Source organism: Bacillus cereus group sp. BfR-BA-01524, from assembly GCF_022662595.1.
Lineage (GTDB): Bacteria > Bacillota > Bacilli > Bacillales > Bacillaceae_G > Bacillus_A > Bacillus_A thuringiensis_S.
In genome coordinates this window covers 41083-56143 of the sequence record NZ_JAKUDW010000036.1, presented here as the reverse complement: position 1 = coordinate 56143, position 15061 = coordinate 41083, and the positions used below count along the sequence as shown (strand labels likewise).

Genomic DNA, 15061 nt, shown 5'->3' with positions numbered 1-15061 from the left:
TAATACCATTTATCATTACTTAATACCCAGCCTGTTTTCTTCACACCATGATCATAGAAAAACCATGTGCCGTTTCCTTCTTCAATCCAACCATTTTGTTGTGTTGCTTGTACATTTTGATTTGTTTCTGCTGCCCCTATAATTGGTTGAAGACTCAATCCAAGAGTAGTTGCTAGAGTAATTGCTGCAATTTGTTTTTTCATTTTTTGTAATTCCCTTCAATTTTTTACAACGGTTTATTATACAACTATATATATAGTTTTTTCAATGTTAATTTTATATTTTTCCCAACAAATAACTATATTAAGAATTATAGGTGATTCTATCCACTTCAAAAAAGCTGTATTTTAAAAAATAACTATGGAATGCTTTTTTTATGCTTAATAATATTCCAAATGCTTAACTCAATAAACATCAAATAAAAAAGGATAAAGCAATAATTAGATTTTAAATCTAGTCATTGCTTTATCCATTGCATCCTGGTTTACTCCTATATATCGTAATGTTATCCGCTCGCTTGAATGATTGAATATCTCCATTAGCAAGGCTATATTCTTTGTCTGCATATACATATGATATCCAAATGTCTTACGTAGTGTATGCGTTCCAATCTCGTCTAATCCAAACTCTGCTGCTGTAGTCCTTAGTATTTTATATGCCATACTGCGACCAATCGGTTTATTCTTTCCTTCTCGACTCTTAATTAAATACTCACTATCTTCTCTTTCTTCAATGTACCAACGTAATTCTCTTTTTAATGCTGGTGTCAATTGAATCCGTTTCTGTTTACCCGTTTTCTTTTCTCTCATTGAAATATGACTACCCTTTAAATCACCTATTTTAAGTCTTAAGATATCACTTATACGTAACCCTGTATTAATTCCCATCACAAATAAAATATAATTACGTTCATTGTTTTCCTTCAGATATTCTTTAATATGTTGTATTTGCTCTGGATCACGAATAGGTTGGACAAAGTTCATAGATCCTCCCTCCCATTCTGCTCTTCTGTCTCATATACTTCTAATCTAAGAGCAAAAGCTAATTTATAAAAAGCATTAGATTTATTTCGTCTATACGTACGCTCACTCATACCAATTTCGTTATAAACCATGTAATCAAAGACCTCTTCATCTTCTAAATATCGTTTTACAATAATATCCCTTTGGTTTTTACTAAAACGACTTAATGCCTTATCAATTTGAAAAGATAAACGTTGTAGTTTCACTTCTCTTTCACTCATAGCAACATTTGCTAGAGCAATATCTTCAGCCGGTTTTCCTACTATATTTGTTTGACCGTGATATCTTACCTCGCTAGATGCTGTAACCTTCATCTCATGTCTAATCATCCCAAATTGTCTATAAATACGAACATTTTCAAGAATCTTTTCTAAACGAGCCTGCGTTGCTTTGCGATCAATTTTAGGTAAGAAAGTTAATTGCGTCATATATAAAAACACCCCTTATATATTTTGTTAATAAAAACAAAAAAGCGGACACCAAACTACAGAGCAATATCACTAATGCTCTTATAGTTCGATGTCCGCTGGTTCTTCCAGTAGGACTAAATATTTAATTTTTATTTATTATACCATTTTTACACAATTTATCTATTTTTCTATTCAAACGATTATTTTGTCTAAATGTTCGCCCTGCATTTCATAGACCTTTTTTCAAGTTGAAAGCACGTTATCTCTTATATGAATGAGCAGGAGTCATATGCTTTTTATGGATGTAAATCAAAAGCATATTTTTTTATTGCCAAAGAATCATGTCGATATATGACAACAGCTCATTTTTAAAAATTATTTGTCAAAAACAAGCATATATAGTGTAGAAAACATATTCTACACTATATGTTATCAAAAAGTGAGGACACGTATATGAATTCACATCATAAGAAAGATGTCATTAATATAAGCGCACCTTATTTCCCGCATATTGATTTATCGGTATTTCTGAAAGTTCAAAAACCAATAAAATCAGCGTGCACCCCAAAAACTCAAAAAACAAAACAATCATTAAAAGCTCAAAAATCCCAAACGATGTGTTGCAGACAAATTGTTGAGCATAAAATCCATTTAGTTCCTCCCGCAAAAAAAGGAACTGTCAAAGTTGATAAACAGGTATTCACTACGATTGAAAAGGTGTGTTCAGAAGTAGTCATCATTATTGGATATATCCGAAAAACTGTTACTTATACAGCAGTAACTCATAATAGAGAGATTCCAAATCATAGCATTCAAGATGATGTTCCCTTCCAGTGTCTTATAGAATCAACGGATATTAAAGAAAATCATCAATTTAGCATCGTCGAGAAAAAAATACTCGGTGAAGTTTTTGCACGTGAAGCTAACTTTGGAAGTTCAAATGATTTTCGATCGTATAGGCAAAGCTTTGCTTTCAATTTTATAGAGAAAGATGTAATAAAAGTTTCTATAAAATTGATTACTAATTAAATCTATATCTGTTCATCATAAATATGAAATTGGGTTATTTTAGAGACTAGATTTACAGTTACGAATCTTTCTAACATGAAACAACTTAATTATTTGTTGAAAATTAGGAAGCTTGTCCAAGATATCCTCCTATACAAGCTCTCTATCTACTTCATAATCTATAGTAGAAGCAATGGTAGCTTTCTATTTGACTTCGAAATCCACTGAGAGAATATATTTATAGAACTAAGGAGGAATGCAAAATGGTTTGCCCACTTATTAATCCAACAACTTGTTGCCAAGTTGTTGTTGAGAGAACTACGCAGCTTGTCCCCCCAGCACTTGCAGGTACCGTTACCTTTACACAAACTGTTGAAGCAGATATTGAAAACGTAGTACCAGAAAAAGTTGTAATTTGCGGGGTAGTTCATAAAACGATAACTTACACTGCTGTTTTAGAAAATGGCACCCTAGTGCCGGGTTTTCAAGTTTTTGATGATATCCCTTTTCAATGTGTCATTGACCGTGAAGATGCCAATGAAGGAGACCTTTTCGAGGTCACAGGAGTAGCAATTCTTGGACAAGTTTCTGCCCAAGAACAGAATTTTGGATTTATAGACGGATTACGAGTTGCGTTTAAATTCAGCGAAAAAGAAATCATAAAAGTTTGTATTAGAAGAATACCAATAACTGGTGTTTCGTTAGCTCTTGAACTAGTCTTTACAAGCGAAGACTGTAATGTTCCTGTTGTTGCATCAGGTCGTTTATTAATCAATGATATGGGATTTGCAGGAATACCAGTTTCTCTCTCCATAACAGGTGCAGCAACTGTTTCTCCAACTATAGTATTTACACAAGCAGATGGATCTTTTAGCGCTAATGTTACTGCCTTTGGACCTGGAAATATAACACTTACAGCTTCAGCAACAGTAAATGGAGTTACTTTCTCTGACCAACTAACTGTAGTTTCACCTTGCACATGATAAAGTGAAACTACCATAAGGGATAGGACTTCATCACTATCAATTTAAAAACAACCCATCTCAAAACGAAAAATATGAATTTCGGTGCTATAATAGTTTCCCTCTCATACAATTCTTTTTTACAAAGAGCACTTAAATACGGTGCTCTTTTTTTATTTAAATAAAGATTTTGTTTTAAAACTGCACCTACCTAAATAGCACACATACAATATCATGCGTATTCTTTTTCAATTTCAGTTTTGGTCAGAGAGCACCTTGAAAAGCGCTCTTTATCTTTAAATAAAATTCAAATTTGATTAAAGCAACTTCGTTTTCCGCTCCTCAATACGCGCTACTTTACCAGCTTTATATACAAATGACTGTTCACCATGTCCAGTTGTTGGTGGTTCAATCGGATGAATCTTTCCGTCCTTCACAACGTAAATCATGTTTTCCACTAAAGAAATTTCAGCCTTCATTCCTACAATATTTTCTTTGATAATCGGCACCAAAACCACTCCCCAATGTGTTATAATTACTTTGTCGAATTAAGTTGAGAGTGATCTCAGCTTTTTTTATTTGTCTATAGATATTGCACAACATTTTCTGGAACAAATGCTCGTTCAAGTGACAAATGGAGCCGTATTGGAATCGGCTTTTTTTCATCCCTTGCTTGCTTACACATTTCTTCAGCTTCTTCCCATACAAATTGTTTATCCTCCACTCGCTTATAACGCCAAATTCCCATTGTATAATCTTCAAATAACTCATAACGCTCATCAGGCGCTGTTGTCGGTTTTAATTCATCAATCGCTTTAGCTTGACGTGGTATTTGCACAACCACATCTGCATACCGTAATTTTGAATTTAAACGGTGAATATGAGCTTTCTTAGGATCAAATGATACAACTGGCTCCACGTCAAAAATTGTTAATTGCTTTGGCATTGTTTTTCCCCTCCAATACCTGCAAACTTGCTATTAGAATCCCTTCAAGCTGCGTTAACGTTAATTGGTCTAATGTTTGTCCATTAATTTCAGCTAATCCTAAACCCAATAATTTACGAATGATTATTAGTTTTCTACGTTCTACTTCCTGACGTAACAACATGATTAAGCCTCCTGTTGATGATTGAACTTTCTCTCTAAATTTACAAACTTACTAAATTCTTTAATGAATGCTAGTTCAACAACACCAACTGGACCGTTCCTTTGTTTCGCTAAAATAATTTCCGTTATGTTTTTATTTTCTGTCTCACGGTCATAGTAATCTTCACGGTATAAGAATGCGATTAAATCCGCATCTTGCTCAATTTGGCCATTTTCACGTAAATCTGATAGCAATGGCCTCTTATCTTGTCTGCTTTCTACAGCACGGCTTAACTGTGATAATGCAACTACACATACATTTAATTCTCTTGCCATCAGTTTTAACTTACGACTAATCTCACCTATTTCTTGCATGCGGTTCCCTCTATGCTTCGGATCCCCTACAATAAGCTGCAAATAATCAATTGCAATTAAAACCTTTTTATCAGGATACTTACGCTTTAATTTCCTAGCCTTTGCATAAATCTCTTGCATCGTTACATTTGCTTTATCGTAAATTTCTAATGGCAAATCATTAATTAATCCCATCGCTTGACTAATTTTTTCCCAATCCTTTAAATTACATAGCTTCTTAGGATTCTTTAATTTTGTAGCATCTATATTTCCAGTACTTGAAATCATACGTTTAAGTAATTGCTCCTCCCCCATCTCAAGCGAGAAGATTCCTGTTGCTGTATGAGCACTTGCTGCATGAAAAGCAACGTTTAATACAAATGCTGTTTTTCCCATTGAAGGACGAGCGCCGACAATGATTAAATCACCCTCTTGTAACCCAGCTGTCATTCTGTTCAGGTCGTCATAACCAGTTGGTATACCGGTTAAATCTCCTACATCAATTTGCATGTTCTTATACAAATCAACAAGCGTATCTTTCAAGTTAAATTCATCTGAGTAACCCGTTTCTTCAATGGCGCTTAATTCATCAATTGATGTACTAATAGCACTCATATCCCTATCTTGCTGAAGGCGGTTATATAAATTACCAGCAACCTCCTGAGCATGTCGCATTTTCCAAGCTTCAATAACTAAGCCTTCGTGATACGAGAAATTTTTAGTAGTCGTAACAACTTCTGTTAAGTTTACAAAGAATTCAATTCCGCCAATTTGATGCATAAAGCTTTCATCGAATTTTCCAATGAGAGCAACAAGATCTATCGGAACCTCAACATCCTCTAATTCTCTCATTGCCTTGAAAATCACTTGGTGCGTTGGTAAAGAAAACTGTTTTACCTTTAGCTGACAATCTTTAATTAAATCGCCTTCTTGGATAATGCTACCTAAAACACTTTGTTCAGCTTCTACATTACGAATCATATCGTTACTCATTTGGCCAACCACACATTCTGTTGGTTAAGTACTGCAAGTTCTTCTTCTGTTGGAATGTTCTGCTCCCATGCTTGTTGCTGCTGTATTACGTTTTTAGTAGATTCCGATAAACCTTTTTGTTGATAAGGCGCTTGTGTCTGTTGCTGAGCTTTTGTTAATCGCTGAGCACGAAATGCTTTATCAGCTGCCTCAACATCAGTTACTGTTTTAAATCCTTTAAGATGCCAATCTCTTAAAATCGTATTTACGTAAGACATGTTTCTCGTATTCTTCTCTAAAGCAATCTCCATAGCCTTAATAACTAGCTCTGCATTTAAATCATCTATCCATGCATGAATACCATCTGCAATAAAAGGTGTAATCAGTCCGAAGTTTTGTTCGTAAAAAGAAATTGGATTAACCTCAACAACTTCTTCCGCGCCTGCGCGTTCTTCTTGTTGTTGTTCTTTTTCTTCTTCTTTTTCTTCTTCCTTGCTAGGGTCTTGGAAGCCCCTTATAAGCCCCTCCAAACGGACTGATAAATACTCCTTAATACGAGGGATTTTAAAATCTTGTTCTCGTTCTAATTGCAAACAAGTTTCATAGAAATCAACTAAAAAATCCTGGTCTTTCACAGATTGAATCTCTTTTAAAACGCATTTTTCAATGTTTACATTTTTAATTGGATTGAATTTCAACCAGTTGATTAAGAACAACTCTTTTGTTTTATGGTTGTAATTAATTTTTCCGTATTCAGCAAAACGTTCTAATAACTTCATAACAGTTTCACGGTTATATCCTGTATCAGTTTCAATGATACGAAGTGGAAGCTCATAGATTCCTGATTGAGACGTCTTACTGTTTGTCATCAAATATAAGTAGAAATACTTCTCCTCCGGTGTAAGATCTAAAACAAATGAATCCTGCCAAAATGAAACATGTACTGGTCTATAAACTGCCATATTATTCATCCTCCCGTTTACATATCGCGAATCCGTCCTCTACACGTAATAAGCGATAATTCTTGTATCCTATTTTGAGATATTGTTTTACTAAGTAAATTAGGTGTTGCTCTGATGTTGCTTGTTGAAACACTTTAGGATTCAGCAACACTCTATGTAATGATTTGTCTAAAAGCATGTAGCACACTCCGTTGTTATACGAATGCTAATTTGATATAATTAATCCTAAGATCTTTTGCAAGACCGTTTGTCTATCACTCTGCCAAGTGATAGATCTTTTTATTTTCTACGTGTTACTAACGAAGCGTTAACTCCTCTTGCTCTTAAATCTTTAATCACTACACGATAACTCATCGATGCCTCATGTTCCTCTTTTGTATCACGAAGCATTTTAAATTCCCTCATACATCGCTCCAGCTCTTCTTCCCAGTGATTTGATTCTCCAGTTGATTCTGCATTAAACATGTTATAAATACATTCACTCATACAGTTACGAAGTTTATTCGCAAATGAAAAATCCCCAGGAAGAACTAGATCATGAAGATGATTGCTTTTATCGTTCATGAACTACATCTCCTTTCTATTTAAATTAATGCTGTACGCATCGTTACAACCAGAAAGGAACATTGTAGAGGTATGGGAGGAACAATCCCTTTCTGGTCATAACGACAAGCACAGTGGCTTGTCCAAATGATTTATATAATGTTATAATTGCTTTACAATATTTTTCAGAGCTACTGTTGTCTAGGCGGTAGCTTTTTCTTTTGCCCATTTATGCTTCAAAATAAATGATGCTTCTATAATTTTGATTCGAATCCCCAACAATTTCTTCTCTTGCTTTAACTCAACTGTTTTTAAATCCTCATTAAGTAATTCTGCTATTTTAATTTCACCAGTTAGTTTTGCATCATAACGAATTAATTCCTTATATTCTTTTAAACTAGGTTTCTTATAATCTACTGTCATTTTTCTTCCTCCTTTACAGCATCTTCGTTAAAGTCATTAAGCTATCCACCGATTGAATAATCACGTTTTCTGCCATAGCCTTTTGCAACCAACTTCTTTGTATTTGTTCCATAATGCCAAAATGAACTTGCTCAAGAGCTTGCACTACACATTGAGTAGCTTGGATTGTATCGAAGATTTCTTTTGCATGAACTGCGTATTCATGTTTCTTTTTTTCATCATGCTTCCATGATCTTGTTGTAACTTGTAAGTTCATGATTTCCTTTGCTGCCGCAATTCCCTCTTCAGCTTGTTTAATGTAGTTCATCAATTGTAGATTTACATCTTGAGTTAAACGTGGATCTGTAGGTGGTAACCCAACACCATAAATATGTTTAATCGCTTGTTGATTTAACTTTGCTCCTGTTGCATGGCACCAATCCATCGCAAGTTCAAATTCTGGTTTAGAAAGTCCAGATTCAATACGGGTTAGTCTTTCATGTGTAATACCAAGGTACTTAGATAACCCTTTCTTCGTTTTCAGCTGAACATTGTCACAACATTCTCTGGCATTCTGTAATAATTCTCCTATTGCTGAATTGCAGTATATGCTTGTTCCCATATCTGTTCGCCTCCATATTTAGTTTTCAAATGGTTACAATGAACTTAGTACATATGTAACTTGTCTACTTTTCGTATAAAAAGAGAGGAACTAATCCTCAACGTTTTCTTTTACTTGTATTTCTTTGATGATGGCCCAACCAGCCTTGTAATATGCTTGACGGATTTTATCGATATCCTTTTGTGATTTTGGCTCAGGAGCCACAACATGGACTTTCGTTTTTCCAAATTCATAAGTCGCCGCATATTCTTCTTGTTGGCTCATGGTGTCACCTCTTGAAGTGCTTTTTATATGTTTATGCGACGGGTCTGTTGGTACTGCCATGTTAGTTGTTGGCATTTTCTCACCTCCAGAAACATTTCGTTTCCTTTTTAACTAAAAAAAAGATCATCAATTGTTGTTTTATAAAAATCAGCTATTCTTTTAGCTAATTCTAATGAAGGCGTTCTATCACCACGTTCAATTGCCCCTAACATTTGAGGCGTAATTTTCAAATGCCTTGCTACGACTATTCTTGATTGATTACTTCTAAATTCAATCATTTTATTTCTTTTTTTATTCAATATTCCACCTCCAAAAGAAACATTTTGTTTCCTTGTAACTCTAATATAAAGAAACAAATCGTTTCTGTCAACGTTTATTAGAAACTTTTTGTTTCCTTTGTGGATTTAGAAACTAAACGTTTCTATAATTAATAAAAAGCGCCTATTCTTATTTAGAAAGAAGGAAGAATTTATGCTTGGAAAAAAGATTTCAGAACTTAGAAAGAAACAAAAACTAAGTCAATATGAACTTGCTGATCGTTTGGGTTTTTCAAGAGGAAAATTAGCCAATTATGAGCAAGGTCAGCGTGAACCAGATTATGATACTTTAACGAAAATTGCAGACTTTTTTGAGGTATCAACAGATTATCTGTTAGATAGAACACAAACAAAAGAAATGGTATCTAATAATCCATCTAAATTATCAATTAAGGAAGAACGTGATATCGCACGTGATTTAGAAAAAACCTTAGAAGAGCTAGAAAACAGCGATGAAGCGTTAATGTTTGATGGAGAACCAATAGACGAACACACAAAAGAAATGATTCGTATTTCTCTAGAAAACTCTATGCGCATGGCAAAACAATTAGCAAAACAAAAATTCACTCCAAACAAGTATAAAAAAGATTGAACGGAGCGAGAAATGAAAATTAAAGACTACGTAATGAAAATCGTAAAAAAACACGGCACAACAAACCCCTTTGAAATTGCTAAACGAAAAGATATTATAGTGTTGTTTGAAGACCTTGGGAATACTCTTGGTTTTTACAACACTTATAAACGCTTTAAATTCATTCATATTAATAATCAAATTAACGAAACTACTCAACAATTTGTTTGTGCACATGAATTAGGTCATGCTGTACTTCATCCTAAAGCAAATACCCCCTTCTTACGTAACCAAACCTTCTTTTCAGTGGATCGCTTAGAAATCGAAGCAAATACATTTGCTGTAGAATTGTTACTTACCGATGAAATGATTTCTGCTTATAAAGATACTCGTTTATCTATTCAAGAAATTGCGGAGGTCCATGGGATTCCTGGAGGATTTGCTCGTTTAAAAACTTACGTTTATTAAGTAACCAGGCGTAATTCTATTAACTTATGGAGGATTAATAATGAAAAAATACCTAGTACCATTTACAGCGCTCTTTTTATCTATTGGACTAGTTGGTTGTGATACTAACAATCCAGTTAAAGAAGACGAACAACACGCACAAGAAGAAACAAAGAATGTAGAAGAACAACGTCAGGAAGCTGAAGTGCAACGCCAAGCGGAAGAAAAAGCGAAGCAAGAACAAGCAGCCACAGCAGAGCAACATCAGAATCAAGAAAAACAAAAACAACTCTACGAAAATGATTCCAGTAATCAATCAGCACCAAAAATAGAAGGACCCGAATCGGAGCGATTCAAAGAGGAGCAAATAAGAAAAATTCAAGCCGTTGATCCAAAGGAGAAAGAGGAAGCTTTCGATAGGGCGGCAGCCTCTCGCCGCGAACGATTCGAGAGACAAGAAATTGGAAAAATGGATTGCGATACAGCACGTTCTGCGTTATCTCAATTAGAAAAAATGGATGACAACCCGATTGCAAAAAAACAGGCAGGTGATTTTCAAGATAAAGTAGCAAGGTGCAACAAATTAGGGAATTAAACAAATAAAAAACGGTAAAGCAATTATAGAAGAATTTTTATCATAATCTAAAGTTTTTAATTAGGGCATGCTCTATTACACCCCAAAGCCAATACATTTGCATTCGAACTCCTACTATCTGATGAAATGATTTCTGAACATCAAAATACTAATCTATCAATTCAAGAGATAGCTGAAAATTATGGAATTACAGGGGATTTGGCTCGTTTAAAGACCTATTAATGTGAATTTAAAATACAACTTTATAAGTTAGGAATTACAAAATATAAATATTATTTAAAAGGTAGGAATTAACAGATGGAATTTATAAAAAATACTATTTTAAATTCAGGACCCGCACTTGTTACTTTAGTAACTTGTATTGCATCCTTATTATACTTCTTAGGAAATAAGTTTATTAAAATTAAAAGTCTTACTCATATCGATAAATTATTCTTAGACAAAAGCACTAATAAAAGTTTACAAGTGTGGCAATTTATAATTGCTGTTGTCTATGCCTTATTTGTTTATAATCTATTAGCCCACACTTTCGGTAGTAACTTTCCGAATTCTTTTGATTATGACAATTCAAATTCTCTACATAAAACTTACTTTTGGAGTGCATGGCTATTTATAATTTCACTCATTTCACTTATTGTTTCCCGCTTTCTTATTAAAAAATTTAAGCACCACAATTCTTTTATAAGAATAGTTTGTATTTTAATATTATTAAACTTAATTACAAGTGTAATTTTTTACTTTTTTTTCTATTACGAATTTGTACTCAAATCTATCAATTTAAGTTCAATATTAATTATTAATACTTTCCCTGTAATTCTAATGTATTTTTATACCGTTACTCTAACAAAAATCACTAAAGAATTTCCCACTTCATATTTAATTAATCTAGTAAGTGAAGATATATTCCGAAGCGAAAAAATAATTCACGGTTACATGCTGGATGAAAAAAGAACAGTTTGCTTTTTAGAAAAACAATCACAAGAAGAGGTCTTTTATGTATGTGATTTTTCAGCTAAAGTTTATCAAAAATATACTTTAATTCCTTAAAATTAAAACAATGCAACTCTAAAACACAAAATAAAAGTAACATCGAAATTGAAATAGCCCAATTAAAGGGCTTTTTTATTAACTATTTACTTCTTTACAACTTTATTTTTTATATAATGGATACTAACAAGGAGGTCTACCTATGAAAACCGCAATTTACCTAAGAAAATCCCGCGCCGATCTCGAATCCGAAGCACGCGGCGAAGGCGAAACATTAGCAAAACACCGCACTACCCTGCTGAAAATTGCCAAGGAAATGAACTTAAATGTTTTAGCTGTCCGTGAGGAAATTGTTTCTGGTGAAAGTTTAGTGAAGCGCCCTGAAATGTTAGCACTGCTTGAAGAAATTGAAGATAACAAATATGATGTTGTTCTTTGTATGGATATGGACCGTTTAGGTCGTGGTGGTATGAAAGAGCAAGGAATCATTTTAGAGACGTTTAAACGCTCGAATACGAAGATTATGACACCTAGGAAGACTTATGATCTTAATGATGAGTGGGACGAAGAATATAGCGAATTTGAAGCATTTATGGCTCGTAAGGAGTTAAAGATTATTACGCGTCGTATGCAACGCGGCCGTATAGCAAGCGTGGAGGCTGGTAATTACCTCGGTACCCATGCGCCTTATGGTTATGATATCCACCGTTTAAATAAGCGAGAACGTACTTTAACAATTAATTCAGAAGAAGCTTCTGTTGTAAGAATGATATTCGATTGGTATGCAAACGAGGATATGGGCGCTAACGCAATCCGAAGCAAATTAAATGATCTTGGCTACAAAAGTAAGCTAGGTAATGAATGGAACCCCTACAGCATCTTAGATATATTAAAGAACAATGTGTACATTGGAAAAGTAACGTGGCAAAAACGAAAAGAAGTAAAACGTCCTGATGCTGTGAAACGTAGTTGTGCAAGACAAGATAAATCAGATTGGATTATTGCCGATGGTAAGCACGAGCCAATCATACCTGAAAGTTTGTTTGAACAAGTACAAGAAAAATTAAACTCAAGATATCACGTTCCTTACAATACGAACGGAATTAAAAACCCTCTAGCTGGCATTATTAAATGTAGTAAATGTGGTTATAGTATGGTCCAACGTTATCCGAAGAACCGAAAAGAAACGATGGATTGTAAACACCGTGGCTGTGAAAACAAATCAAGTTATACTGAATTAATTGAGAAGCGTTTACTCGAGGCATTAAAAGAATGGTACATCAATTATAAAGCTGATTTTGAAAAACATAAGCAAGATGACAAATTAAAAGAAACACAAGTTATTCAAATGAATGAAGCTGCATTACGCAAGCTTGAAAAAGAATTAGTGGATGTCCAAAAACAAAAAAATAATTTACATGATTTATTAGAACGTGGCGTTTACACAGTCGATATGTTTTTAGAACGCTCGAATGTAGTTGCTGACCATATAACTGAAATTACTTCCACTATGGAAAACTTAAAGAAAGAAATTAAAACCGAAATTAAGAAGGAAAAAGTCAAGAAAGACACAATACCTCAAGTGGAGCATGTTCTTGATCTGTACTTTAAAACAGATGATCCCAAAAAGAAAAACAGCCTCCTAAAGTCAGTTTTAGAAAAGGCTGTTTATAAAAAGGAAAAGTGGCAAAGGCTCGATGATTTCGAACTTGTGCTTTACCCTAAGCTCCCTCAAGATGGCGACATATAAGCGTTTATGCTTTGTCGTCACCTTGTTGGTGTAATTAGATTTACCCCATTTAATCCTAAAGCATCATTCGTCGAAACTGCCAATACGACAGGCTTGCCATTTCTTAGCGTCGCTTTTGCTGCCATTAGTACTGGAGAATCTGTCATTGCATTTGCAAATTTACTCATAGAATTTCCTGTTAAAGGAGCGATTACCATGCAGTCTAATGGAATTTTAGGTCCAAGTGGCTCTGCTCCAACAATTGAATTAATTGCTTTAAAACCTGTTATTTCTTCAATTTTCTTAATCCACTCTGCTCCTTCTCCAAATCTAGTATTTGTTGATTGAACAGTGTATGAAACAACGGGACGTACTTCTGCCCCTTCAGCAATTAATTTTTCTAAGTGCGGCATAACTTCCTCATACGTACAATGTGAACCCGTAAATCCGAAACCAATTCGTTTCCCCTTCAAACTCATTTCTTTTCCTCCTCCTTTGCAATTGCATCTGCTGCTAATAACTGAGAAAGAACATTTGCTAAAATTTGCCCAGCCGTTTTGGGAGCAACAATACCTGGTAATCCAGGTGCTAGCAACGCTTTGACTCCTCTTTTTTCCGCATATCTAAAGTCAGTACCGCCTGGTTTAGAAGCTAAATCAATCACTAACGTATGAGCTGGCATTTTTGCAATAACATTCGCTGTTACAACGAGGTGCGGAATTGTATTGATTACAATATCGATATTTCCTACTTCTTTCTCTATGTCTTGCATATGAAAAGGAGAAAACATCATTTCTGTAATACGTGCAATATGTTCAGATCGTCTTGCTCCAACTTTGACATGGGCTCCTAATGATTGAAATGCTCTCGCAACACTCATTCCTGTTCTACCAAATCCTAGAACCATTACATTGGACCCATGAATTGTATAGTCGGTATGTTGAATTACCATCATTAATGTACCTTCTACAGTTGGAATAGAATTGTATATTGCCACATCATCACGATCAAATAATTTAACAAGTTTTCGGTTCGTAGTAGATACGAGATTTTCCAAGTAAGGTGTACCAATACCCGAATATATAGTAAAGTGTTCTGGTGTATTTTCAATTTGTTCTTTCGTTATTGAAACTTTTTCATTTGAAAAAATAGTATCTACTTCTCCTTTAGCATTTGTACCTGCAACCGGCAAAATAATTGCGTCTACAGAAGTGAAATCTAAATTTTGTATACTTTCTTTTGCTGCCCCTGTGAAACCATGATCTAACTGATCAAACCCTATCAAAGAAAGTTTCGCATCCAATTCAACTAGCTTACGAATTACTTCTAGCTGCCTTGCATCTCCTCCTATGACAGCAATATGCATCTCAGTCAACATTCCCTAATTCACCTTCTTTTTCTGTCATTTATAAGAAAAGTGCCTACTTTTTCTTTTTCCTCCACATCATATGTAATGTACGAGTTTATGGTGATTGAAAATCCAAATGCACATATGATTTATCAGGTTTCTATGTAGATACAAAAAAAGATGACCAAAATGGCCATCCTTCACTCCGAATTTGAACGATCTATACTATCACAAAGAAGCATATCATGTCCGACTTTCTTTATTTGACTCCATGCCACCCTTATTTCTTGTGGTTCCTTTTTAAAACCTCCCCACTTCCCTACAGGTATTATAAGTGTTTGTATTTGTCCGTCTTTCTCGTTAATCTCTAAATCCATATAACCTAAGACTCCCATTTTTTCCGCTTTTTCTATATCTACAACCTCTTTACCACTTAATTCACTTAATCGCATACATACT

General features: G+C 34.4%; 21 protein-coding genes and 3 pseudogenes. 8 read left to right on the top strand and 16 right to left on the bottom strand.

Features of this window, described 5'->3' with window-relative positions:
• From MR170_RS15140 to MR170_RS15130, 3 genes and pseudogenes are all read right to left on the bottom strand, one after another.
• A pseudogene (locus MR170_RS15140) lies at positions 1-203 on the bottom strand (NlpC/P60 family protein); the annotation flags it as partial.
• 237 nt (positions 204-440) lie between these two features.
• The gene (locus tag MR170_RS15135; protein ID WP_242308573.1) at positions 441-983 is read right to left on the bottom strand and encodes a site-specific integrase; all 543 of its coding nucleotides are present in this window, start codon (positions 981-983) and stop codon (positions 441-443) included.
• Positions 980-1450 carry an ArpU family phage packaging/lysis transcriptional regulator gene (locus MR170_RS15130; RefSeq protein ID WP_242308572.1) on the bottom strand — a complete coding sequence of 157 codons (471 nt, stop codon included), beginning with the start codon at positions 1448-1450 and terminating at the stop codon, positions 980-982. The genes MR170_RS15135 and MR170_RS15130 overlap by 4 nt, the downstream gene beginning before the upstream one ends.
• A gap of 435 nt (positions 1451-1885) precedes the next feature.
• Between MR170_RS15130 and MR170_RS15125 the strand changes: the two genes are divergently transcribed.
• Both MR170_RS15125 and MR170_RS15120 read left to right on the top strand, forming a co-directional pair.
• Positions 1886-2461 carry a hypothetical protein gene (locus tag MR170_RS15125; protein WP_242308571.1) on the top strand — a complete coding sequence of 192 codons (576 nt, stop codon included), beginning with the start codon at positions 1886-1888 and terminating at the stop codon, positions 2459-2461.
• Positions 2462-2703: 242 nt separating this feature from the next.
• Entirely contained in the window at positions 2704-3423 is a 720-nt protein-coding gene (locus tag MR170_RS15120; protein WP_242308570.1) for a hypothetical protein, read from the top strand.
• A 296-nt stretch (positions 3424-3719) separates the two neighbouring features.
• On the opposite strand, the gene MR170_RS15115 is transcribed toward MR170_RS15120, so the two are convergent.
• The 10 genes from MR170_RS15115 to MR170_RS15070 form a co-directional block, all read right to left on the bottom strand.
• Positions 3720-3911, bottom strand: coding sequence for a DUF3954 domain-containing protein (locus MR170_RS15115; protein ID WP_242308568.1), 192 nt, complete (start codon positions 3909-3911; stop codon positions 3720-3722).
• A 74-nt stretch (positions 3912-3985) separates the two neighbouring features.
• A complete protein-coding gene (locus MR170_RS15110) occupies positions 3986-4348 on the bottom strand; it encodes a cell division protein SepF (RefSeq protein ID WP_242308567.1) in 363 nt (120 codons plus the stop codon).
• Complete coding sequence (locus MR170_RS15105; protein WP_000926798.1) at positions 4323-4511, bottom strand: hypothetical protein; 189 nt, start codon at positions 4509-4511, stop codon at positions 4323-4325. The genes MR170_RS15110 and MR170_RS15105 overlap by 26 nt, the downstream gene beginning before the upstream one ends.
• A gap of 2 nt (positions 4512-4513) precedes the next feature.
• On the bottom strand, positions 4514-5836 hold the full coding sequence (dnaB, locus tag MR170_RS15100; RefSeq protein WP_242308565.1) for a replicative DNA helicase: 1323 nt from the start codon (positions 5834-5836) through the stop codon (positions 4514-4516).
• On the bottom strand, positions 5833-6777 hold the full coding sequence (locus MR170_RS15095) for a DnaD domain-containing protein (RefSeq protein ID WP_242308563.1): 945 nt from the start codon (positions 6775-6777) through the stop codon (positions 5833-5835). The genes dnaB and MR170_RS15095 overlap by 4 nt, the downstream gene beginning before the upstream one ends.
• A 279-nt stretch (positions 6778-7056) precedes the next feature.
• Positions 7057-7341: a hypothetical protein gene (locus tag MR170_RS15090; RefSeq protein WP_242308562.1), complete on the bottom strand. Its 285-nt coding sequence runs from the start codon at positions 7339-7341 to the stop codon at positions 7057-7059.
• Positions 7342-7521: 180 nt separating this feature from the next.
• Positions 7522-7743 carry an RNA polymerase subunit sigma gene (locus MR170_RS15085; RefSeq protein WP_088608051.1) on the bottom strand — a complete coding sequence of 74 codons (222 nt, stop codon included), beginning with the start codon at positions 7741-7743 and terminating at the stop codon, positions 7522-7524.
• Positions 7744-7756: 13 nt separating this feature from the next.
• Positions 7757-8344, bottom strand: a complete 588-nt coding sequence (locus MR170_RS15080; RefSeq protein WP_000537278.1) for a hypothetical protein — start codon at positions 8342-8344, stop codon at positions 7757-7759.
• Between the two features lie 90 nt (positions 8345-8434).
• Positions 8435-8683 (bottom strand): hypothetical protein, encoded by a 249-nt coding sequence (locus MR170_RS15075; protein WP_071758798.1) that lies wholly within the window; start codon positions 8681-8683, stop codon positions 8435-8437.
• 32 nt (positions 8684-8715) lie between these two features.
• A complete protein-coding gene (locus tag MR170_RS15070; protein ID WP_065703294.1) occupies positions 8716-8907 on the bottom strand; it encodes a helix-turn-helix transcriptional regulator in 192 nt (63 codons plus the stop codon).
• 172 nt (positions 8908-9079) lie between these two features.
• Here MR170_RS15070 and MR170_RS15065 point away from each other — a divergent pair, with 172 nt between their 5' ends.
• The 6 genes and pseudogenes from MR170_RS15065 to MR170_RS15045 all read left to right on the top strand — a co-directional run bounded on the left by MR170_RS15065 (position 9080) and on the right by MR170_RS15045 (position 13275).
• Entirely contained in the window at positions 9080-9517 is a 438-nt protein-coding gene (locus tag MR170_RS15065; protein WP_065703292.1) for a helix-turn-helix domain-containing protein, read from the top strand.
• A gap of 12 nt (positions 9518-9529) precedes the next feature.
• Positions 9530-9964, top strand: a complete 435-nt coding sequence (locus tag MR170_RS15060; protein ID WP_048558726.1) for an ImmA/IrrE family metallo-endopeptidase — start codon at positions 9530-9532, stop codon at positions 9962-9964.
• Positions 9965-10004: 40 nt separating this feature from the next.
• Positions 10005-10538: a hypothetical protein gene (locus tag MR170_RS15055; RefSeq protein ID WP_242308560.1), complete on the top strand. Its 534-nt coding sequence runs from the start codon at positions 10005-10007 to the stop codon at positions 10536-10538.
• A 60-nt stretch (positions 10539-10598) separates the two neighbouring features.
• Positions 10599-10760: pseudogene (locus MR170_RS32715) on the top strand (ImmA/IrrE family metallo-endopeptidase); the annotation flags it as partial.
• 75 nt (positions 10761-10835) lie between these two features.
• Positions 10836-11585 (top strand): hypothetical protein, encoded by a 750-nt coding sequence (locus tag MR170_RS15050; RefSeq protein ID WP_098276621.1) that lies wholly within the window; start codon positions 10836-10838, stop codon positions 11583-11585.
• A gap of 142 nt (positions 11586-11727) precedes the next feature.
• Entirely contained in the window at positions 11728-13275 is a 1548-nt protein-coding gene (locus MR170_RS15045; RefSeq protein ID WP_242308559.1) for a recombinase family protein, read from the top strand.
• Positions 13276-13307: 32 nt separating this feature from the next.
• On the opposite strand, the pseudogene dpaB reads toward MR170_RS15045, so the two are convergent.
• The 3 genes and pseudogenes from dpaB to MR170_RS15030 all read right to left on the bottom strand — a co-directional run.
• Positions 13308-13733, bottom strand: a pseudogene (gene dpaB, locus MR170_RS15040) (dipicolinate synthase subunit B); the annotation flags it as partial.
• Positions 13730-14632 carry a dipicolinic acid synthetase subunit A gene (gene dpaA / locus MR170_RS15035; RefSeq protein WP_000954735.1) on the bottom strand — a complete coding sequence of 301 codons (903 nt, stop codon included), beginning with the start codon at positions 14630-14632 and terminating at the stop codon, positions 13730-13732. The gene dpaA and the pseudogene dpaB, both read right to left, overlap by 4 nt.
• 170 nt (positions 14633-14802) lie before the next feature.
• Positions 14803-15054: a YlmC/YmxH family sporulation protein gene (locus tag MR170_RS15030; protein ID WP_016080542.1), complete on the bottom strand. Its 252-nt coding sequence runs from the start codon at positions 15052-15054 to the stop codon at positions 14803-14805.
• Between the last annotated feature and the right edge of the window lie 7 nt (positions 15055-15061).